The sequence below is a fragment of the Ensifer sp. Root954 genome, from assembly GCF_001429005.1.
Lineage (GTDB): Bacteria > Pseudomonadota > Alphaproteobacteria > Rhizobiales > Rhizobiaceae > Ensifer > Ensifer adhaerens.
This window is the reverse complement of record NZ_LMJM01000051.1, coordinates 208,722-228,338: the sequence shown is the minus strand read 5'-3', so window position 1 is coordinate 228,338 and position 19,617 is coordinate 208,722. Positions and strand designations below refer to the sequence as shown.

The 19,617-nt window shown below is 62.6% G+C and carries 16 protein-coding genes and 1 pseudogene; 14 read left to right on the top strand and 3 right to left on the bottom strand.

The genetic code is table 11. The features are described from left to right. From ASE71_RS30350 to ASE71_RS30325, 6 genes are all read left to right on the top strand, one after another. Window positions 1–999 carry an ABC transporter permease gene (locus ASE71_RS30350; RefSeq protein ID WP_043613700.1) on the top strand — a complete coding sequence of 333 codons (999 nt, stop codon included), beginning with the start codon at window positions 1–3 and terminating at the stop codon, window positions 997–999. Further along, window positions 996–2,171 (top strand): ABC transporter permease, encoded by a 1,176-nt coding sequence (locus ASE71_RS30345; RefSeq protein ID WP_060539369.1) that lies wholly within the window; start codon window positions 996–998, stop codon window positions 2,169–2,171. Before ASE71_RS30350 ends, ASE71_RS30345 begins: the two co-directional genes overlap by 4 nt. Window positions 2,172–2,241: 70 nt before the next feature. Further along, window positions 2,242–3,459 carry a glycosyltransferase family protein gene (locus ASE71_RS30340; protein ID WP_060521778.1) on the top strand — a complete coding sequence of 406 codons (1,218 nt, stop codon included), beginning with the start codon at window positions 2,242–2,244 and terminating at the stop codon, window positions 3,457–3,459. Window positions 3,460–3,463: 4 nt separating this feature from the next. Beyond that, window positions 3,464–4,708 carry a glycosyltransferase family 4 protein gene (locus ASE71_RS30335; protein ID WP_060521777.1) on the top strand — a complete coding sequence of 415 codons (1,245 nt, stop codon included), beginning with the start codon at window positions 3,464–3,466 and terminating at the stop codon, window positions 4,706–4,708. Continuing rightward, entirely contained in the window at window positions 4,708–5,844 is a 1,137-nt protein-coding gene (locus tag ASE71_RS30330) for a glycosyltransferase family protein (protein WP_244496961.1), read from the top strand. The genes ASE71_RS30335 and ASE71_RS30330 overlap by 1 nt, the downstream gene beginning before the upstream one ends. Before the next feature lie 497 nt (window positions 5,845–6,341). Then, window positions 6,342–7,508, top strand: a complete 1,167-nt coding sequence (locus tag ASE71_RS30325) for a hypothetical protein (RefSeq protein ID WP_060521773.1) — start codon at window positions 6,342–6,344, stop codon at window positions 7,506–7,508. Window positions 7,509–7,605: 97 nt separating this feature from the next. On the opposite strand, the gene ASE71_RS30320 is transcribed toward ASE71_RS30325, so the two are convergent. Further along, window positions 7,606–8,280 (bottom strand): class I SAM-dependent methyltransferase, encoded by a 675-nt coding sequence (locus tag ASE71_RS30320; RefSeq protein ID WP_060521771.1) that lies wholly within the window; start codon window positions 8,278–8,280, stop codon window positions 7,606–7,608. A 302-nt stretch (window positions 8,281–8,582) separates the two neighbouring features. On the opposite strand from ASE71_RS30320, the gene ASE71_RS30315 reads away from it, so the two are divergent. The 8 genes from ASE71_RS30315 to nadE all read left to right on the top strand — a co-directional run bounded on the left by ASE71_RS30315 (window position 8,583) and on the right by nadE (window position 18,090). Continuing rightward, complete coding sequence (locus tag ASE71_RS30315; protein ID WP_034799202.1) at window positions 8,583–11,273, top strand: ABC transporter transmembrane domain-containing protein; 2,691 nt, start codon at window positions 8,583–8,585, stop codon at window positions 11,271–11,273. A 91-nt stretch (window positions 11,274–11,364) separates the two neighbouring features. After that, window positions 11,365–11,829, top strand: a complete 465-nt coding sequence (locus ASE71_RS30310) for a cyclic nucleotide-binding domain-containing protein (RefSeq protein ID WP_034799203.1) — start codon at window positions 11,365–11,367, stop codon at window positions 11,827–11,829. 134 nt (window positions 11,830–11,963) lie between these two features. Continuing rightward, a complete protein-coding gene (locus ASE71_RS30305) occupies window positions 11,964–12,725 on the top strand; it encodes an FkbM family methyltransferase (protein WP_060521770.1) in 762 nt (253 codons plus the stop codon). A gap of 208 nt (window positions 12,726–12,933) precedes the next feature. Beyond that, the gene (locus ASE71_RS30300) at window positions 12,934–13,137 is read left to right on the top strand and encodes a hypothetical protein (protein ID WP_034799207.1); all 204 of its coding nucleotides are present in this window, start codon (window positions 12,934–12,936) and stop codon (window positions 13,135–13,137) included. Between the two features lie 146 nt (window positions 13,138–13,283). Beyond that, window positions 13,284–15,221 (top strand): asparagine synthase (glutamine-hydrolyzing), encoded by a 1,938-nt coding sequence (asnB, locus tag ASE71_RS30295; RefSeq protein WP_060521768.1) that lies wholly within the window; start codon window positions 13,284–13,286, stop codon window positions 15,219–15,221. A 24-nt stretch (window positions 15,222–15,245) separates the two neighbouring features. Continuing rightward, window positions 15,246–15,512 carry an acyl carrier protein gene (locus ASE71_RS30290; RefSeq protein ID WP_034799210.1) on the top strand — a complete coding sequence of 89 codons (267 nt, stop codon included), beginning with the start codon at window positions 15,246–15,248 and terminating at the stop codon, window positions 15,510–15,512. Window positions 15,513–15,532: 20 nt separating this feature from the next. Continuing rightward, on the top strand, window positions 15,533–17,083 hold the full coding sequence (locus tag ASE71_RS30285; RefSeq protein ID WP_060521767.1) for a class I adenylate-forming enzyme family protein: 1,551 nt from the start codon (window positions 15,533–15,535) through the stop codon (window positions 17,081–17,083). After that, window positions 17,080–18,090, top strand: a complete 1,011-nt coding sequence (gene nadE / locus ASE71_RS30280; protein WP_060521765.1) for an NAD(+) synthase — start codon at window positions 17,080–17,082, stop codon at window positions 18,088–18,090. Before ASE71_RS30285 ends, nadE begins: the two co-directional genes overlap by 4 nt. A gap of 25 nt (window positions 18,091–18,115) precedes the next feature. Here the strand turns inward: nadE and ASE71_RS30275 are convergent, their stop codons facing one another. After that, on the bottom strand, window positions 18,116–19,228 hold the full coding sequence (locus ASE71_RS30275) for a hypothetical protein (RefSeq protein ID WP_060521763.1): 1,113 nt from the start codon (window positions 19,226–19,228) through the stop codon (window positions 18,116–18,118). Then, window positions 19,225–19,617: pseudogene (locus ASE71_RS37220) on the bottom strand (methyltransferase); the annotation flags it as partial. The pseudogene ASE71_RS37220 and the gene ASE71_RS30275, both read right to left, overlap by 4 nt.

Sequence of the window (19,617 nt, the reverse complement as noted above, 5' to 3'; positions counted from 1 at the left end):
ATGCTGCGATATATTCTCTGGCGTATCGCGGCGATGGTTCCGACCCTCCTCATCATTTCCGCTCTTGTCTTCACCATCATCGAGCTGCCGCCGGGTGACTACTTCGAAAGCTATGTTGCCGAGATCAAGGCGCAGGGCGAAGGCGTCGACATGGAGCAGATCGAGGCGCTCCGGAAGGAATACGGCTTCGATCAGCCGCCGGTGCTGCGCTACGTCTACTGGCTCGGCGGCATGCTGCAGGGCGATTTCGGCTATTCCTTCGAATACGAGCTTCCGGTGAGCGCCGTCGTCGGCGACCGCCTGTGGCTGACGATCCTCGTTTCCTTCGTCACCATCATCTTCACCTGGCTGATCGCTTTCCCGATCGGCATCTACTCGGCGACCCATCAGTACAGCTGGGGCGATTATGGCCTGTCGCTGATGGGCCTGATCGGCATCGCCATCCCCAACTTCATGCTGGCGCTGATCCTGATGTACTTCGCCAACATCTGGTTCGGGATTTCCATCGGCCACTTGATGGACCAAAAATATCTCGCTGAACCGATGAGTTGGGAAAAGGCAAAATCGATCCTCGAACACATCTGGATTCCGGTCATCATCGTCGGCGCGGCGGGAACCGCCGGCATGATCCGGCGCCTGCGCGCCAACCTGCTTGACGAGTTGCAGAAGCAGTATGTGGTGACGGCACGCGCCAAGGGCCTTTCGCCGATGCGCACGCTGGTGAAATATCCGCTGCGCATGGCGCTGAACTTCTTCATCTCGGATATCGGTTCGATCCTGCCGGCGATCATCTCCGGCGCGGAAATCACCGCGATCGTGCTTTCGCTCGAGACCACCGGCCCGATGTTGATCAAGGCGTTGCAGAGCCAGGACATGTATCTTGCCGGGTCGTTCCTGATGTTCCTGGCCTTCCTGACGGTGATCGGCGTGCTGATCTCCGACATCGCGCTCGCCATTCTTGATCCTCGAATTCGGCTGCAAGGCAGGAGCACCAAGTGACGTCATTTCTTCCGGCGCCCGGCGAGCCCATGCCGCACTACGTATCGACGGCTCCGTTCGATCCCTATTCCGTCGAGGCGATGACGGACGAGCAGGTGCGCGTCAACCAGGCTTCGCAGCTGCGGCTGATGTGGTGGAAATTCCGCCGTCACAAGCTGGCGCTTGCGTCGGGCGTCTTTCTCGTCGCGCTCTACCTGATGATCGTCGTCTGCGAGTTTCTGGCGCCCTATAACCTGCACACCCGCAACATGGACTATATCTATGCGCCGCCGCAGGCGGTGCATCTCTTCCATGAGGGCAAGTTCGTCGGTCCCTTCGTCTACGGCCGCACGATGACGCTGGACATGGATACGCTGAAGCGCAACTACGCCGACGATACCAAGGATGTGCAGCCGCTTCGCTTCTTCTGCCGCGGCGATGGCTATCGCTTCTGGGGGCTGTTCGAAAGCAACGTGCATTTCGTCTGCCCGGCAACGGGCGGCGAGGCCTTCTTCCTCGGAACGGACCGCCTCGGGCGCGACGTGCTGTCGCGCATCATCTATGGCGCGCGGATTTCGCTGACGATCGGCCTTCTCGGCATTACCGTCAGCTTCGTGCTCGGTATCGTCATCGGCGGTCTTGCCGGCTACCACGGCGGCGTCTTCGATCTCATCGTCCAGCGTGTCATCGAGGTGCTGCAATCGATCCCGAGCATCCCGCTCTGGCTGTCGCTGGCGGCGATCATGCCGGCGACCTGGAGTCCGATCTTCATTTATCTGGCGATCACGATCATCCTCGGCCTGCTCGATTGGACCGGGCTTGCGCGCGCTGTCCGCTCGAAGCTGCTGGCCTTGCGTGAAGAAGACTATGTGCTTGCGGCCCAGCTCATGGGTGCAAGGAGCAGCCGCATCATCGGCCGGCACCTCGTGCCCGGTTTCATGTCGCATCTGATCGCCACCGCGACCATCTCTATTCCCGGCATGATCCTCGGGGAAACGGCGCTCAGCTTCCTTGGCCTCGGTCTCAGGCCGCCGATCACCAGCTGGGGCATTCTGCTGACGGAGGCGAAAAGCGTCAGCGTCATTGCCTTCTATCCCTGGCTCCTATTTCCCACAATTCCGGTCATTCTTGTGATTTTGGCGTTCAACTTCTTGGGAGATGGGTTGCGTGACGCGGCGGATCCCTACAAATGAAGCCCGGTTTGACGCAGCCATATGGCCCGCGTGAAACGGTTCATCGTACCCTGAGTGAAAGGTTTCTTGCATGATGCGGCGTTTTGAAGATGCCCGGATCCTCATGTATAGCCATGACACGTTCGGGCTCGGACACCTCAGGCGCTGCCGCACGATCGCGCATTCGCTGGTGGAAGACTATCGCGGCTTGAACATCCTGATCATTTCCGGGGCGACGATTGCCGGCGCGTTCGACTATCGCGCGCGCGTGGATTTCGTGAAGATCCCGAGCGTGATCAAGCTGCATAATGGCGACTACACCTCGCTCGACCGCCATATCGAACTCGATGAAACGCTGAAGATGCGCCAGGCGATCATTCGCCATACGGCAGAGACCTTCAAGCCGGACATCTTCATCGTCGACAAGGAGCCGATGGGCCTGCGCGGCGAGGTCGAGGAAACGCTGACCTATCTGAAAGCGCACGGCACCACGCTCGTCCTCGGCCTGCGTGAGGTCATGGATGCGCCGCACCTGCTCGAGGCAGAGTGGAAGCGGCGCGATACCATGCGCAAGATCGAGCAGTACTACGACACGATCTGGGTCTACGGCCCGCCTGATTTCTACGACCCCCTGACCGAACTCGACGTGCCGCCCGCGGTGCGCGAGCGCATGAACTTCGTCGGTTTTCTGCAGCGCAGCGTCCCGCGCGAGGAATTGCCGGGTCATAAGCCTCAGGGCGACTACATCCTCGTCACCACCGGCGGCGGCGGAGATGGGGCGGACCTGATCCACGACGTCATCCATGCCTATCAGCAGGATCCGGAGCTCACGCACAAGGCGCTGATCGTGCTAGGGCCCTACATGCCGGTCAAAAAGCGGGAAAAGCTGATCCGCAAGGGCAGCAAGATCCCCTATATCAAGATCATCGAGTTCGACAATCGCATGGAAGAGCTCATTGCCGGCGCCAAGGGCGTCGTCGCCATGGGCGGCTACAACACTTATTGCGAAATCCTCTCCTTCGACAAGCCGGCGCTGATCGTGCCGCGCATCCAGCCGCGCGAGGAGCAACTGATCCGCGCGCGCCGGGCTGCCGAGCTGGGGCTGATCGAGATGCTCCTGCCGGACGAGGCGGAGGATCCGTTACGGCTGGCGGCGGCGCTGAGGGCGCTGCCCTATCGTGAGCCACCGTCGAAAAGTAGCGCCAACGGCCTGCGGCTGGAAGGCCTCGTGCACATCTCCGAGATCGTCGGCAGATGGCTCGACCGGCCGTCGAGCGACCACCTGAACATCGTGAAGAAATCGAGCTGAAGCATTGCCGACAGACCGCAAGATTGCAGTCGTGCTGAAGGGCTACCCGCGTCTTTCGGAAACATTCATCGCCCAGGAACTGCTTGGCCTCGAGCGCGCCGGGATCGAACTCGTCCTGATCTCGCTTCGGCGTCCGACGGACGGCAAGCGCCACCCGGTGCATGACGAAATCCGCGCCGACGTCCACTATCTGCCGGAATATCTGCATGAGGAGCCGCTAAGGGTTCTGCGCGGGCTCGTGCGCTGTCTGCCGAAACCCGGATTCTGGCGCGTCCTGGGTCTGTTCCTCAAGGACCTGCCGCGCGATTTCAGCCGCAACCGCTTTCGCCGGCTCGGCCAGGCGCTGGTGCTCGCCTCCGAATGGCCTGGACAGCCGCGCTGGCTGCACGCGCACTTCATCCATACCCCTGCTTCGGTGACGGCCTATGCCAGCGTGATTGCCGGCACGCCCTGGACCTGTTCGGCGCATGCAAAGGACATCTGGACCTCGCCCGACTGGGAACTGTCCGAAAAGCTCGGCCTTGCGCGCTGGACCGTGACCTGCACACGCATGGGATACGAGCATCTCCGCAGCCTTGCCAGCGACAAATCGAGGGTTCATCTGAGCTATCATGGCCTCGACCTCGACCGCTTCCCGCATTTCGACGGCACGCATTCCAATCGCACCGGTTCCGATCCGGCCGATCCCGTCCGCATCGTCAGCGTCGGCCGTGCCGTTGGAAAAAAGGGCTACGACGTGTTGCTGAAGGCGCTGGCCAAGCTGCCGGCAGAGCTTCATTGGCGGTTCGAGCATATCGGCGCCGGCGAACTGACCGGCCAGTTGAAGACGCTCGCCACGGAGCTCGGCGTCTCCGACCGTATTGTCTGGAAGGGCGCGCTCGACCAGACCGATGTGCTTGCGCACTATCGGGCAAGCGACATCTTCGCGCTCGCCTGCCGGATCACCGCGGATGGCGATCGGGACGGGCTGCCGAACGTGCTTGTAGAAGCATCGAGCCAGCGGCTGGCCTGCGTCTCGACGGCCATATCCGGCGTTCCGGAACTCCTCGAGGACGGCGAGAACGGCCGTGTCGTTCCGTCGGAGGATCCAAAGGCACTTGCGGTCGCACTTGAGGAACTGATCCGCAATCCGGCACTTCGCCACAGGTTCGGCGATGCGGCCGAGCGGAAGGTTCGCGGCCAGTTCGACCACCACACCAGCATCGAACAACTCGCCGGCCTGTTCGCCAGCGAATGGAGAGCCGCCTGATGTCCGCACGTCGCGTCTTCTTCTACGTACAGCACCTGCTCGGCATCGGTCATCTGGCGCGAGCAAGCCGGATCGCGAGCGCCTTGGCGGCCAAAGGCTATGACGTGACCGTCGTGACGGGCGGCAGTCCGGTGCCGGGGTTCCCGGCAAACGATGTGAAACACGTGGCCCTGCCGCCGGTGCTGGCTGGCGACAAGGGGTTTAGCGGACTTGCCGACGGCGAGGGAAATCCGGTCAGCGAGGCTTTCAAGCAAGAGCGCCGGGAGCTGCTGATCGAGGCATTTCTTGCCTGCAAGCCTGACATCGTCATCTTCGAAGCCTTCCCCTTTGGCCGCCGCCAGATGCGTTTCGAGTTGATGCCGCTGCTGGAGGTGATCGAGAAGCAGGATCCGCGGCCCCTCGTTGCCGCATCGCTGCGCGATATCCTGCAGGAGCGGACGAAGCCCGGGCGCGCCGAAGAAACCCTCGACGTTGTCAGGGCGCATTTCGACCTCGTGCTCGTGCATGGCGATCCTGCCTTTGCGCGGCTCGAGGAGACCTATCCGTATACGGCGGAGATCGAAGACAAGATCGTCTATACCGGTCTTGTCGCCGGCCATGCCCCTGAACCTCCGGCTGAAAGGTTCGACGTGCTTGTTTCGGCCGGCGGTGGCGCGGTCGGCAAGGATCTGATCGGCGCGGCACTACAGGCGGCCGGGCTGCTTGCGGGCGACCTGAAATGGTGCCTGATCACCGGGCCGAACCTGCCGCAGGACGACTATGACGGCTTTGCCGCCGCAGCGCCCGCAAACGTGCATCTGTTCCGCTTCCGCAAGGATTTTGCGAGCCTTCTGTCGGGTGCGCGGCTCTCGGTTTCCCAGGCCGGCTACAACACCGTCTGCGATATCTTCCGTGCCGGCTGTGCGTCGCTGCTCATTCCCTTCGTCGCCGGCGGCGAGACCGAGCAGTCGACGCGCGCCGAAAGGCTCGAAAAGCTCGGCCTTGCCGGCGTTCTGCCAGAAGCGGACGTGACACCGGAGAGGCTGGCCCGCGACGTCGAGACGATGCTGGCGCGGCCAAGGCCGGAGATCCCACCACTCGACCTGAACGGCGCCGCTAGAACGGCGGAGATACTGGGGCTTCAGACGGCTCGCTAGCCGTAGTCGGTGGTGCCCAGCGGTCTCCGCCGAAGGCCGCCCTTGAGCGGAAGCACCGCAATAGAAAAGTCGCTCGGCAAACCAATGGTCGGACGACCATTCGTCTATCTGCCAGTATGTACGGAGCCTGGATATTTTCCTCGCGTTCTGCGTGTCCCGGCTGGCTGTCTCCGGAATGGCATGTTAGTGAAATCAATAATACCGATTCTGAATATACGCAGTGCATTTCCGCCGAACGATAACCTGGGTTCCTGTGTGCACTAAACTCAAGGTCTTGCCAGGACTGGGTCATACTCTTGGCGAAGAGTTTCCCGCACGGCTTTCCTGCCTTGTCTACCTCCCCAGCATCCGCCGGCCTCTCGCGCACGGCTTCGCCGGTGCGCTGCAGCGGCGCCGGCTGGCGAGCGTGGAGGCAGCGGGGCACCCGCGGTGAACGGCGGCCGCAGAGCAATGCCAGGGGATTTCGGCGCGTCGAGCGCGTAAGGCAGGAGGGGCAGTTGAGAAATCTGATCGCGCTGTTGATCTCAGTGACCTTGGCATTGGGGGCCGGGGAGGTAATGCTGCGCATGTTCACGCCGTTTCCGATCGGAACGCAGTCGCATCGAAGCATTGACGAGAAGTATGGCTATCGTCTCGATCCTACCCTTTCCGGCGTTGACGAGGACGGCTTCCGCGACCCGGCAGGCGCACGGCAGGGCTTTCAAGTCGCCGCAATCGGCGACTCGATGACCTATGGCAACAACGTCGAAAGCGGCCAGGCCTGGCCGGCCGTCTTGCAGGCCATCACCGGCGAACACACCTACAATTTCGGTGTCGGAAGTTACGGCATCTACACCTACCACGCGATCGTCCAGGACGTGCTGGCAAATGGAGCCAAAGGCGCGATAGTCGCCATTTTCCCAGGCAACGACTTCGCGATCGTTTTTTCGGCATGCGATATCATGAACGCGCGTTCCGACTTCTGGCTTGCAGAGCAGGCGCGGCTTCACCTGCAGGCTCTCTTCAGTCCGACCGGAAGCCATACGCAATGCACCAAGGCGCGATCGGCGAGCATCAAGACGAAGCTGTTCGAGAACGTCGCGCTTCTGAGCGCTTATCAATATGCGATAAAGGACCGTGTGACGAGCTTGTATGCGCGCTTCCTTGGCACGGGCAGCGATGAGGCGTCCGAATATTACCGGTTCCCGGACGGGATCCCACCCGTGTCGAGGCGCTATGTGGATGATGCCGGTCGCATGAGCGATTTGGCCTCGTCCGAGACAGCGGCGATGTTTGCGGACTTTGAACGTTTTGCGGCCGACTGGGCCGCGCAGGGACGGGGACGGGTAGGACTGTTGCTGATTCCGTCCAAGGAGCGTGTGGTTTTCGAACACCTTCGGCGCGGTGGCCAGCTGGCGGTTGCCGATCCCGCCTTCATCCGCAGTGTCGAGCGTCAGATCGCACTCGAGGACAAAATTCGGGAGGTCGCCGGCCGGCTTGATCTGCCGTATCGTAGTGCGGTGGATGCAACGACTGACGCCTTGCGGGATGCGATCCTGGCCGGGCAGCGCTTTTATCCTGATAACGACGGACATCCGTTTGAGGCAGGCTACAAGGCGTTCGCAGGAACCGCGTCGTCGCTCTGGAACGAGATGAAATCAAGGGTCGCCGAGACGCATGACTGAACGTCGGGGGGCGGCGGTACCCGTGGAGGCCGACGACAGACAACGGTGCCGGAGCGCACGGGTGCTGTCCCGGCAAACAAGTGCGATCTCGATCGGTTCAGACCGTGCCGATCAGCATGAAGCGGGTGTATTTTTTGGTCGGCAGCGCGCCGGCGAACTCCACGGTCGTCAGTGCCGCCTGCTTGGCGAATTCTTCGACCGAGGCCACGCAGTTGATATGCGTCGGCTCGCTGAAATAGTCGTTGGACTGGAGCAGCACCCGCGTACCGGCCGGAATGCGATCGAGCCATGCCTTGAGGTCTGCGATATGCTCGCAGCTCGTATTGATCACCACGTCTGCCGCGAGCGCCGCGTAGTCGATCGCATACATGTCCGCCGTCACGGCATGAAACTTGTCCGGAAAGGCCGCGTTCAGCGTCCGCGCCACCGCTTCGACGTCCGGATCGATGTCGAAGCTGTCGACTGCCGCCACATCGAAGCGCTGGTCTTCCAGCAGCATGGCGCCGAGAATGCCGTACCAGCCGCCGAGGATGGCGATCTTGCCGTAGGAGGGGCCGGCCACCTCAAAGAGCGTATCGCGCGCCCAGACCTTGCAGGCAACCTGCTTGTGGTTGAAGGCATTGGCGATGTGGGCGTCTGGATGTTTGGCGATCACCCGGCCGATCCCTTCGATCAGCGGACTGCGCGTATAGGCGGCGATGCCACGCGCGAGATCGAAGGCATGCTCGTACCAATCGCTGGTTTGGCAGGGGGGATGGCTGGTTTGTTTCATGCGGTCGTTGTAAGCTGCGCATCGAGCGAGTGCAATAACGGCGTGTGCTTTCGGGAGCGTCGACCTCTGCCGGTTGACTTCAAGGCCGCCTGTTGGAAACCGCGTCCATTGCAGATTTCCCTCGCACCTGCATAATCGATCAACCGGATTCGGCGCCGGGCGGAATATGCAGGCGTCCCTTCAGGAGCGTGCCTTAGGGTACCCGTCCGGAGGTGTCGCCGAAGAGTGATGCGTGCTGGGGACATATGGCAACCCGGCCCGCCAGCAGCAGTCGTGTTCAATAAGGTCCTATCGCCAGTAACATGGAACCACGCCTTTCCCGCTATATCTGGACCCACACGCGCAAGGACCAGCTTTGGATCCTGGTTGTCGTCGCGCTGTCGATGATCCCTTACTTCCTGTCGTTCGATCTGCCGAAGCAGATCGTCAACGGGCCGATCCAGGGCGATGGCTTCGACAGCCCGGAGGCCACCCAGGCCTTCCTGCCGATATCCTTCGACCTGCCGTATTTGGGCACGTTCAACGTCTTTGACGGCTTCCAGCTCGGCCGCGAAGGTATGCTGCTCGCCCTCAGCCTGGTGTTCCTGGCGCTGGTGGTGGTCAACGGCCTCTTCAAATTCTACATCAACACGTTCAAGGGCCGGCTCGGCGAGCGGCTCTTGCGCCGCATCCGTTTCGAACTCGTCGACCGGGTCCTGCGTTTTCCGCCCAGCCATTTCAAGCGGGTGAAGCCCGCCGAAATCGCGACGATGATCAAGGACGAGGTCGAGCCGCTCGGTGGTTTCACCGGTGATGCCTTCGTCTCGCCCGCCTTGCTCGGCGGCCAGGCCTTGACGGCGCTCGTGTTCATCCTGCTGCAGAGCTTCTGGCTCGGGCTGATCGCAACGCTGATCGTCGCGGTTCAGGCGGTCATCATTCCGCGCATGCGCAAGCGGCTGCTTGTGCTTGGGCGCGAGCGGCAGTTGACGGCGCGCGAGCTTTCCGGCCGCGTCAGCGAAATCGTCGACGGCATCGGCGCGATCCGTGGCCACGATACGTCGAACTACGAGCGCGCCGACATCGCGGCGCGGCTCGGCCGGATCTTCAAGATCCGCTACGACCTCTACCAGTGGAAATTCCTCGTCAAGTTCATCAACAACTTCCTCGCGCAGGTCACGCCTTTCCTGTTTTACGCGATCGGCGGCTATTTCGCCCTGCAGGGCCGCCTCGACATCGGCCAGCTCGTTGCCGTCATCGGCGCCTACAAGGACCTGCCGGGTCCGCTGAAGGAACTGATCGACTGGGACCAGGCCCGTCAGGACGTCCAGGTGAAATATGCGCAGGTGGTCGAGCAGTTCAGCGTCGACACGCTGCTCGATCCCAAGGTCCAGGCGGTGGCAACCACCGCTGCCGTGCCGCTCGCAGGCCCGCTTGCCGCCGTCAATCTGACGGTGATCGACGATGGCGGCTCGACGCTGCTCGACCACGTCTCGCTGCAGGTCCAGCCCGGCGAGAAGGTGGCGCTGATGGGTGGTGGCGAAGTGCTCGCCGAGGCCTTCGGCCGGCTCGTCTGGCCGGCAAGCGGCAAGGTGCTCGTCGGGGGCCAGGACATCCTGGAGCTGCCGGAATCGGTGACCGGCCGACGGATCGCCTACGCCTCGTCCGACGTCTACGTCTTCCAGGGCAGCCTCGGTGACAACATCCTTTACGGGCTGAAGCATGCGCCGCTCACGGACGAGATCTATGAGGGCGAGCGTGCGACGCACCGCAAGTGGGAGGTGACCGAAGCCCGGCTGGCCGGAAACCCGTATCTCGACGTCAACAGCGACTGGATCGACTATGGATCCGCCGGGGCAAACGGGCCGGACGATCTGCTCGTGCAGATCCGGCCGGTTCTCGACGCGGTGCTTTTGACCAACGACGTCATGGCGCTGGCCGTGCGCTCGACCATCGATCCCCACGAGCATGCGGAGTTCGCCGCAGGCATCGTCGAGATGCGCAGCGCGCTCCGGCAGCGTCTCGAAAAGGAAAAGCTCAGCGACCTCGTCGTGTTCTTCGAGCCCGGGACCTACAATGTCGAGGCGACGATCGGCGAAAACATGCTCTTCGGCACCATCACCGATCAGGTGATGTGGGCAGATGCGCTGGAGAACCATCCGTTCTTCAAGACGATCCTGCAGCGGGTCGGCCTGCGCGACACCTTTTATGAGATGGGCATCGAGATCGCCGAGAACGTCGTCGAACTGTTCCGCGACCTGCCGCCGGATCACCCGTTCTTCCAACAGTTGACCTTCATGACCGCCGAGGAAATCCCGGTCTATGAGGCCATCCTCCAGAAGGTACGCACGAAGGGCAAGGGCGAGGTCTCCGAGGACGACCAGATCAAGGTGATCAGGCTGTGCTTCGATTACATCGAGCCGCGGCACCGTTTCGGTCTTTTGACCGATGAGGTCATGGCGAAGATCGTCGCCGCCCGGCGCGAGTTCGACGAAGGCCTGCCGGCCGATCTCGCCGGGATGATCGAGCACTACCGCCCGAACCGCTTCATCGCGTCCGGCAGCATTATCGACAACGTGCTCTTTGGACGTATCGGTCACAAACATGCCGACGGCTCGGAGAAAATCCGCGCGATCGTCCGGGATCTCTTCGAGGCGGGCGGTCTCTACAACGAAGTGCTTGCTTTCGGCTTCGACTTCAATGTCGGCGCCGGCGGCAAGCGGCTGACGGCCGCGCAGCGGCAGAAGCTCGACCTTGCGCGCGCGCTGATCCGCAATTGCGATTACTACATCTTCAATCAACCGCTCCTGGCGCTCGACCAGCGCGTCCAGGAACAGGTCGTCCGCAACGTCTTTGCGATGCTCGATCAGGGCGGGCGTGATCCTGCGGTCATCTGGGTTCTCGCCAATCCGGCGTTGGCGGACCTCTTCGATCGCGTCGCCCGGTTCGAAAACGGGCGCCTGCTGCACGACGCCAATGTGGATGAACGACCTGACTACAAGGAAATGGCATCTTGATGTAATATTAATGTCAGGGCACGAGCATATGGTCCCGCCGCGATGCGGGAGGCAAGTTGCCCCCGACGGGAACTCGGAGACACGGATTGTGATGTTGCTCAAAGATGAAGTCGAAATGCTGCGCCGAATAACCCTGTTCTCGGGATTGCCGCCGGCAAAGCTGAAACTTCTGGCCTTCACGTCCGACAGGGTCATGTACAGCGCCGGCGAAGCGCTGTTCTATCAGGGTGACATCGGCGACGCGGCCTATGTCATTCTTTCCGGCAAGGCGGAGGTGCTCATCAATACGGCGGGTGGGCCTTTCAAGATCGCCGAAGTCGAGCAGAATTCGATCGTCGGCGAAATCGCCATCCTCTGCAACACGCCACGCACCGCGACGGTGCGCACCAGCACGCCGCTCGAGGCCCTGCGCATCCGCAAGGACGATTTCCTCAAGCTTCTGGCCGATTTCCCCGAGATGGCGGTGGAAATCATGCGCGTTCTCGCCGACCGCCTCGCGCAAACGACGGCGGAGCTCAGCGAGGCCCGCGGCTCGATGGAGCCGGTGGACGCCTGACGGCACCTCCTTTGTACGGGCGAACCTTCCCGAAAATGCAGGCGGCGATGTGCCGGGGCAGCCATTCGCCTCGGTCATATGAGCCCTTCGCAAAATCCATTCCGCTTCGTCCGGATATGGGTTAGAGAAGCGCCATGCGTTCGATCACCTATTTCCACAAGACCGTTCAGTTTCCCGACAAGCCGGAAAAGAAGCGCTTTTTCGCGCGGCTGCAGAACGGCGAGTGGGAGCCTTGCACGTTCCAGAACATCGCGCGCCTGGTCGACGCCAAGACGACTTTCATCGACATCGGCGGCTGGATCGGCGTGACGCCCTATTGGGCGGCGCAGATTGCCGACAACGTCATCACGGTCGAGCCCGACCCTGTCTGTTTCGGCATCCTCAAGGAAATGCAGCCGGAGAATTGCGGCGAAGTGCGGGTCATCAATGCCGCGCTATCGGAGGATGACGTTCTCGTGCTGCATTCCGTCGGTGGCGGTTTCGGCAGCTCCGAAACATCGGCCCTGATCGCCGACGACGACGGCGAGGCGATACGTGCGCACACCGTGACGATCGCAGCCCTTCAGGACATGGCGCGGACCGAAAGGCTCTGTTTCAAGATCGACATCGAAGGTTACGAGTATCGCGCGCTGGACCAGTTCCGCACGATCGATCGGATGCGGACGGCCGGCGTGCTGCTGGCGGTTCATCCGCAGATCCTGTTTGCGTCGCTGACGGGCTCCAGGCTGTCGCGCGTCCTTCGCACCATGACCGCCACTATCGGATTGATCCGTAGCCTGAAGGGCTTCCGCCTCGACAATCCCTCGGCAATCTGGACGGCGCTACGCAAATCGATCGCGCGCCGGGAGTTTCGCGGTTTCGACCTGCTGTTCGTGGCGCGCGAGGGTAGCCGCTAAGGAGCCTTTGGCGGCTCAAGTCCTTTCATGCATGAGGACAAGGACGGTAATGTCCGGGCATCCGCCGAGAACCGAAACGATCCTCGGTTCGGTTAACCATGCCCCCGCTTAAAGTTAACTCTTCGTTTCAAAATGTTACTTCCGGTGGTATAGCTTCGCTGCTGCTATTTCCTGGTTTTGGTTGTGGCGCGTCGCGGAGGGCGGTTGCATGTCCTGGTTATACGTTGCCGGTGTCGCCTATGGCCTGACGGCGTTTTTTCTCGTGGGGATGACCTACCTTGAAGGATTGCAGGCGCATGCACCTTGGAACATGTACCGCGTGGCCGGGCTTCTGGTCTGCGTTTTCTGGCCGATTCTGTTTCTGTATCTGATGCTCAGGATGGCATCGAAAAGACGAATTCCGGAGCGCTGACGGCAAGGGCCAGCGGCGCTTATCCTCAACGCGGCGCCTGAACGGCGGTATTTACCATACAACTAGAAAATGCCGGAGATTAACCCATGATTCCGTCATGCGGTTTATGGTCCGGCAGTGATCGAACGGTGTGAAAGTATCTCGGCATGTGCGGTTACGGTGGCTATTTCGGGTCGGTCCCGGATGCGGAAATCCTTCTCAAAAGGATGGCCTCTGCGATCGCGCATCGTGGCCCGGACGAAAACGGCGTTCTTGCCGCACCGGAGGCCGGGCTCGCCCATGTACGGCTGTCGATCGTCGGTCTCGGCGACGGCCAGCAGCCGATGTCCGACGAAACCGGCGACCTTTCGATCGCCTTCAACGGCGAGATCTTCAACTACGTCGAATTGCGCGAGGAACTGCGCGCCAAGGGGCGGCGGTTCCGCACCGCGAGCGACACCGAGGTCATCCTGCATCTCTACGCCGTGATGGGTGAGGACTGCCTGTCCGTCCTCAACGGCGATTTCTCCTTCGCGATCTGGGATAGACGCCGTCAGCGCATGGTGTTGGCGCGCGACCGCATGGGCGTGCGCCCGTTGTTTTACACGACCCATGCCGGGACATTCTATTTCGCCTCCGAAATCAAGGCGCTGCTCCAGGTTCCCGGCATTTCAGCCGAACTCGATCCCGTTGCGCTCGACCAGATTTTTACCCTTTGGGCGCCGATCGCGCCGCGGACCGGCTTTCGTGGCATTCAAGAGCTCGAGCCGGCTCACCTGATGATCGTCGAGAAGGGCAAGACGTCGATCCGCCCCTATTGGCAACTCGACTATCCGGACCACGACGCGCCGCCGCTGTTTGCCGATGAGCGTAGCGCGGCCGAGGAACTACGCGCCCTTCTTACCGATGCGACCCGGATCCGCATGCGGGCCGACGTGACCGTCGGATCCTATCTCTCGGGTGGGCTCGACAGCTCCATCGTCTCGGCGCTTGCGGCCGGAATGGCGCCGCAGGGTCTGCGCACGTTTTCCGTGACGTTTGATAGCGTCGAACACGACGAGAGCGCCTTCCAGATGGAAATGGCGAAGGCGCTCGGCACGCATCATAGCGCGGTCGCCTGTCGTGCCGGCGACATCGCGAAGGTCTTTCCGCAGGTCGTCCGTTTCGCCGAACGTCCGATTATCCGCACGGCACCCGCCCCGCTTTACCAGCTCTCGGGTCTCGTGCGCGAGCAGGGATTGAAGGTCGTGCTGACGGGCGAGGGCGCCGACGAGGTCTTCGCCGGATACGATATCTTCAAGGAGTCGCGGGTGCGCCGCTTCTGCGGCCGCCAGTCCGGCTCGCGAATCCGGCCGCACCTGTTCCGCAAGCTCTACCCCTATCTGCCGGGCCTGCAGCAGCAATCGGCGGAATATCTCGCCGCCTTCTTCGGCGCCGGCGACGTGCCGCTCAACGACCCGCTGTTCTCGCACCGCCCGCGGTTCAAAAGCACGGCCGCGACCAAGATCTTCTTTTCTCCTGACCTGCGCGCCACGCTGAAGGACTACGACGCGGCCGAAGATCTGGCGAGCCGGCTTCCCGCTGCCTTCGGTCGCTGGCATCCGCTGCACCAGGCGCAGTATCTCGAAAGCCGTTTCCTTCTGCCCGGCTACATTCTCTCCAGCCAGGGCGACCGCATGGCCATGGCGCACGGGATCGAAGGACGCTTCCCGTTCCTGGACCACCGCCTCGTCGAGTTCGCGACGCGCCTGCCGCCGGAAATGAAACTGAAGGGGCTGGTGGAAAAACACATCCTGCGCGAAGCGACGAAGGACCTGCTTCCGCCGACCATCGGCCAGCGCACCAAGCAGCCCTATCGCGCGCCCGACAGCCACTCGTTTACGGGGCCTGGCGAACTCGATTACGTTCGCGATGCCATGAGCGAGACGCGCATCGGGGACAGCGGTCTGTTCAATGCCAAGGCCGTGAGCAAGCTCTACGAGAAATGCCAGTCGCAACCGACCACCGGATTTAGGGACAATGCCGCCTTCGTCGGCATCCTGTCGACGCAGCTCTGGCTGCAGACCTTTACCGGCACCAGCATCCGCGCCGCTCAAGCGGCCTGAAACCCATTGGGAAAGGAAATGGAAATGACGGAAACCATCAAGGACAAGGTCAGGGCCTTTGTCATCGAGAACTTCCTGTTTGGCGATACCTCGTACGATCTCGCCGACGGCGCCTCTCTGATCGAGAACGATATCATCGACTCGACCGGCGTTCTCGAACTCGTCGCCTTTATCGAAGACCAGTTCGGCATCGCCATGGCCGACGCAGACATCGTGCCGGCGAACCTCGATTCGCTCGCGCGCATCTCGGCCTTCATCGAGGCAAAGGCCGGAGTGCCGGCCACGGCCTAACCAAGACCCGAGGGCGTTCCATGCGGTTCGAGCAGTTTCTCATCGGCAATGCGGCAAGGCATGCGGCCAAGACGGCGCTGGTCACCGATCGCAAGCGCCTCAGCTACGGCGAGTTCGACGATCTGTCGAGCCGGCTGGCGGCCGCGTTGGCAAAGGCAGGCGTCAAGCGCAACGACCGCGTCCTCGTGTTCATGGACAATTGCTGGGAGGCGGCCGTCTCGATCTTTGCGATCCTGAAGGCGGGCGCGACCTTCAGTCCGATCAACGCCTCGACCAAGGCCGACAAGCTCGCCTACATCATCGACGACTGCGAGGCGGCTGCGATCCTGACGCAGGCCAAGTTGATGCCGGTGGTGGCGGACGCCCGGGCGCAGAGCAGCGGCAAGGCGGATATCATCGTCGCATCGACCGCGGCGCCCAATGGCCAGTCGCCTGCCGGCGCGGTGCCCTTCGAGGGCTGCCTGTCGGCGGAGGCGACGCCGGTGCCGCATGGCGGCATTGACGTCGACCTGGCGATGCTCATCTACACGTCGGGCTCGACCGGCCGCCCGAAGGGCGTGATGATGACCCACCGCAACATCGATGCGGCGTCGGAATCGATCACCACCTATCTGCGCAACGAGCACGACGATATCATCCTCAACGTGCTGCCGCTCGCCTTCGACTATGGCCTCTATCAGTTGCTGATGGCGATCAGGCTGGGGGCGACGCTGGTGCTCGAAAAGTCCTTCGCGTTCCCGCATGCGATCTTCGAGCGTATTCGCGAGGAGGGCGTCACCGGCTTCCCGCTGGTGCCGACGATGGCGGCGATGATCCTGCAGATGCGCGACCTGGAGCCGGGTTTCCTGCCGAGCCTGCGCTACCTCTCCAACACCGCCGCGGCCCTGCCGCCGCCGCATATCGCCCGCCTGCGCGAGCTTTTCCCGGGCGCACGGCTCTATTCGATGTACGGGCTTACGGAGTGCAAGCGCTGCACCTACCTGCCGCCGGAGGAACTGGATCGCCGGCCGGGCTCCGTCGGCATTGCCATCCCCAACACGGAAGCCTTCGTCGTCGACGACGAGGGCAGCCGCGTGCCGCCGGGCGTTCCCGGCGAACTCGTCATCCGCGGGCCGCATGTAATGCAGGGCTACTGGCGCAACGACGTGGCGACCGAGCGCATGCTGCGGCCCGGGCCGAACCCTTGGGAGAAGGTGCTCTATACGGGCGACCTTTTCCAGACGGACGAAGAGGGCTTTCTCTATTTCGTCGGCCGCAAGGACGATATCATCAAGACCCGCGGCGAGAAGGTCGCGCCCAAGGAAGTCGAGACCGTGCTCCATGCCCATCCCGGCATTGCCGAGGCCGTCGTCATCGGCATGCCGGATCCGGTTCTCGGCCACGCGATCGCTGCCCTTGTGGTGCGCACGGATCCTGACTTGACCGACAAGGACATCATCCGCCACTGCACCCGCCACCTCGAAGATTTCATGGTGCCGAAGATCATCGAATTCCGCACCGAACTGCCGAAGACGGATACCGGCAAGGTCAGCCGCCGACTTGCCGCCGAGACGATGGAGCCTGCACAATGAACATCAGAACAACCGGGGGCAATGGCCCGTTTTCGGCCGAAACCCTGACGATCGACCACGCGGCCGAGACCGATCGCATCGTTTCCGCCTTGCGCGGACAGTTGCGCTCCATGAAGAAGCGCGGTCTGGTGCTCGGGCTTTCGGGCGGCATCGACTCCAGCGTTTCCGTGGCGCTTGCGGTGCGCGCGGTCGGCGCCAAGAACGTCTTCTGCCTGTTCATGCCGGAAAACGACTCCGATCCGGAAAGCCTGCGCTTCGGCCGGCTGGTCGCTGAAACCTTCGGCGTCGCGGCGATCGTCGAAGACATCGGGCCGACCCTCAAGGCCATGGGCTGCTACGAGCGCCGCGACGCCTTCATCCGGGAACTGGTTCCGGACTATGGCGACGGATGGGCCTCGAAGGTCGTCATCGCCAACGCGCTTGAGGGAGAAGGCTACAACATCTCCTCGCTGGTCGTTCAGAGCCCGGAAGGCGTGCAATCGAAACATCGCATGCCGCCCTCGGTCTATCTCGGCGTCGTTGCGGCCACCAACATGAAGCAACGCACTCGCAAGCAGGTCGAGTACTATCATGCCGATCGGTTGAACTTTGCCGTACTCGGCACGCCCAACCGGCTGGAATACGACCAGGGATTCTTCGTCAAGAACGGCGACGGCGCCGCCGACGTAAAGCCGATCGCCCATCTCTATAAGTCGCAGGTCTATGCGCTTGCCGCCCATCTCGGCGTTCCCGCGGAAGTTTGCCGTCGCCCGCCGACGACCGACACCTATTCGCTGGAACAGACGCAGGAGGAGTTCTATTTCTCCCTGCCTTACGACCGCATGGACCTCTGCCTTTATGGCCTCAATCACGGGATCGAGATCGAGGCCGTCGCCAAGGCGGCCGGCTTGACCGTGGTCCAGGTCGAAAGGGTCTGGGCGGATATCGCCGCCAAGCGCAAGGCGACGCGCTACCTGCATCTCGGGCCGCAACTGGTGCAGCCCGTGGAGGAAATTGCCGGCTATTGAGGCCTGGCCGCACCGCCGGCCATCGTCAATCGAAGCTGCCGCCGATCAGCCGGCTCCAGTATTCGCCGGAAATGCCGTTGAAGAAGCCCTGTCCGTCGCGGCAGGCTTCGACGATGGTCTGGTCGCGCGAATGCACAACGGTCGAGGCGACGTGCACGAAGGCGATGCGTCGGCCGAGCATGGCTTCCATCAGCGCCGGTTGTGTGCGCCCGCGCAAACCCGCAAGGCCACGTCTCGACGCCTCGTCGACCAGGCAGTCAATGACCGGCCCGGCCTGCCCTGGCCGCGCCAGGATCTGCAGTACCCGACCGATTTCACCGGCTTTGACGTAGTAGGCGAATGCACCGACCACGGCGCCCGTGCGCGCCGTCACCAGCGCGTAGGCGAGTTCGCCCTGCTCGGGCTTCTTTTCGGCATCGGCAAGGACGTGATCGAGCTGGCCGTCACTCCATTCGGGGCGAAGCGGAAACGGCGCGGTGAACTGGTCGACGACGGCCGCAAAGCCGCTGCGGTCCGTCTCGGTCGCGGTGAAGCCGGCCGGTGCCGCCCCCGCCTCGGGCAGGGCGGACCAGCGCTGCTCGCCCTGGCCCATGCGCTTGCGATAGAACCTGTCGAGTGCGCGCGCGAAGGGGGCGGCGAGCCGGGCGGGCTTGATGCGGTTCGAGGCGACGCTCAGGCTAAAGGTCGCCGGACGGATGACGCGCACCCAGTCGAGGCTGTATTGCGGCAGGACCACGCCGCGAAGCCGCGTCCACATCTGCACAGAGACTTCGCTTGCTGTCTCACTGAAGGATAGATCCTGCGGACCGGCGAGGAAGGCCTTCATGAGGCGCGCTCCGGCCAAGGGGTCGCTTTCCCGGTCTTCCGCCATCAGCGATCCGCAGATCGCGGCGCGCAAGTGCCGGCCGTTCAGTGTCATCGGCAGCGCATTGACGCCGACGAAGCCGGTAATCCGACCCTCGTCGTTCACATGCACGAGAGGTCTGATTTCCGGATCGCAGCCTGGCCCGTGGAGATAGAGTTGCCGCATATAGTCGGCAAGTGCTGGCGAAGCGGTCCGCTCGTCACGGAACACCCGCTGGAACATTCCGGCGACCGCTGGAACGTCCGCGTGGTCTAGCGAACGGATTTCGCTCATCGGGCCTGCTCTCCGGCGCCGGCCTCTACCGGGCCGGCGATTTTCTGAACGATGGCGACGCGCGGCTTGCCGTCACGGTCGGATGCGAAGGTGACCGGTGCATAGGCTTTCGCCCGTGAGAGAAGTGCAGCCGCCTGCCGCTCCTGGCCCTCGCCGAACTCGAACAACAGCCAGCCTCCTGGTTTCAGGAAGGCAAGCGCGTCCCGGATCAGGCGCTGGTGTATGGAAATGCCGTAGGGGCCTCCGTCGAATGCCTCGCGCGGCTCGTTGTCGAGCAGATGCGCGCGGTCCCCCTCCAGCCGGCCGGTCGAGATATAGGGTGGATTGCAGACCACCATGTCGATCTTGCCCTGGAGATCGTCGCCTTCGAGCGCCGCAAAAAGATCGCC

Excerpts from the sequence above, each read along its gene's own strand:
- ASE71_RS30290 (WP_034799210.1), top strand. The coding sequence starts at position 15,246 with ATGACGGAAACCATCAAGGACAAGGTCAGGGCCTTTGTCATCGAGAAC.
- ASE71_RS30315 (WP_034799202.1), top strand. The coding sequence starts at position 8,583 with ATGGAACCACGCCTTTCCCGCTATATCTGGACCCACACGCGCAAGGAC.
- ASE71_RS30300 (WP_034799207.1), top strand. The coding sequence starts at position 12,934 with ATGTCCTGGTTATACGTTGCCGGTGTCGCCTATGGCCTGACGGCGTTT.
- ASE71_RS30285 (WP_060521767.1), top strand. The coding sequence starts at position 15,533 with ATGCGGTTCGAGCAGTTTCTCATCGGCAATGCGGCAAGGCATGCGGCC.
- ASE71_RS30275 (WP_060521763.1), bottom strand. The coding sequence starts at position 19,228 with ATGAGCGAAATCCGTTCGCTAGACCACGCGGACGTTCCAGCGGTCGCC.
- ASE71_RS30310 (WP_034799203.1), top strand. The coding sequence starts at position 11,365 with ATGTTGCTCAAAGATGAAGTCGAAATGCTGCGCCGAATAACCCTGTTC.
- asnB (WP_060521768.1), top strand. The coding sequence starts at position 13,284 with ATGTGCGGTTACGGTGGCTATTTCGGGTCGGTCCCGGATGCGGAAATC.
- ASE71_RS30320 (WP_060521771.1), bottom strand. The coding sequence starts at position 8,280 with ATGAAACAAACCAGCCATCCCCCCTGCCAAACCAGCGATTGGTACGAG.
- nadE (WP_060521765.1), top strand. The coding sequence starts at position 17,080 with ATGAACATCAGAACAACCGGGGGCAATGGCCCGTTTTCGGCCGAAACC.
- ASE71_RS30350 (WP_043613700.1), top strand. The coding sequence starts at position 1 with ATGCTGCGATATATTCTCTGGCGTATCGCGGCGATGGTTCCGACCCTC.
- ASE71_RS30330 (WP_244496961.1), top strand. The coding sequence starts at position 4,708 with ATGTCCGCACGTCGCGTCTTCTTCTACGTACAGCACCTGCTCGGCATC.
- ASE71_RS30340 (WP_060521778.1), top strand. The coding sequence starts at position 2,242 with ATGATGCGGCGTTTTGAAGATGCCCGGATCCTCATGTATAGCCATGAC.
- ASE71_RS30305 (WP_060521770.1), top strand. The coding sequence starts at position 11,964 with ATGCGTTCGATCACCTATTTCCACAAGACCGTTCAGTTTCCCGACAAG.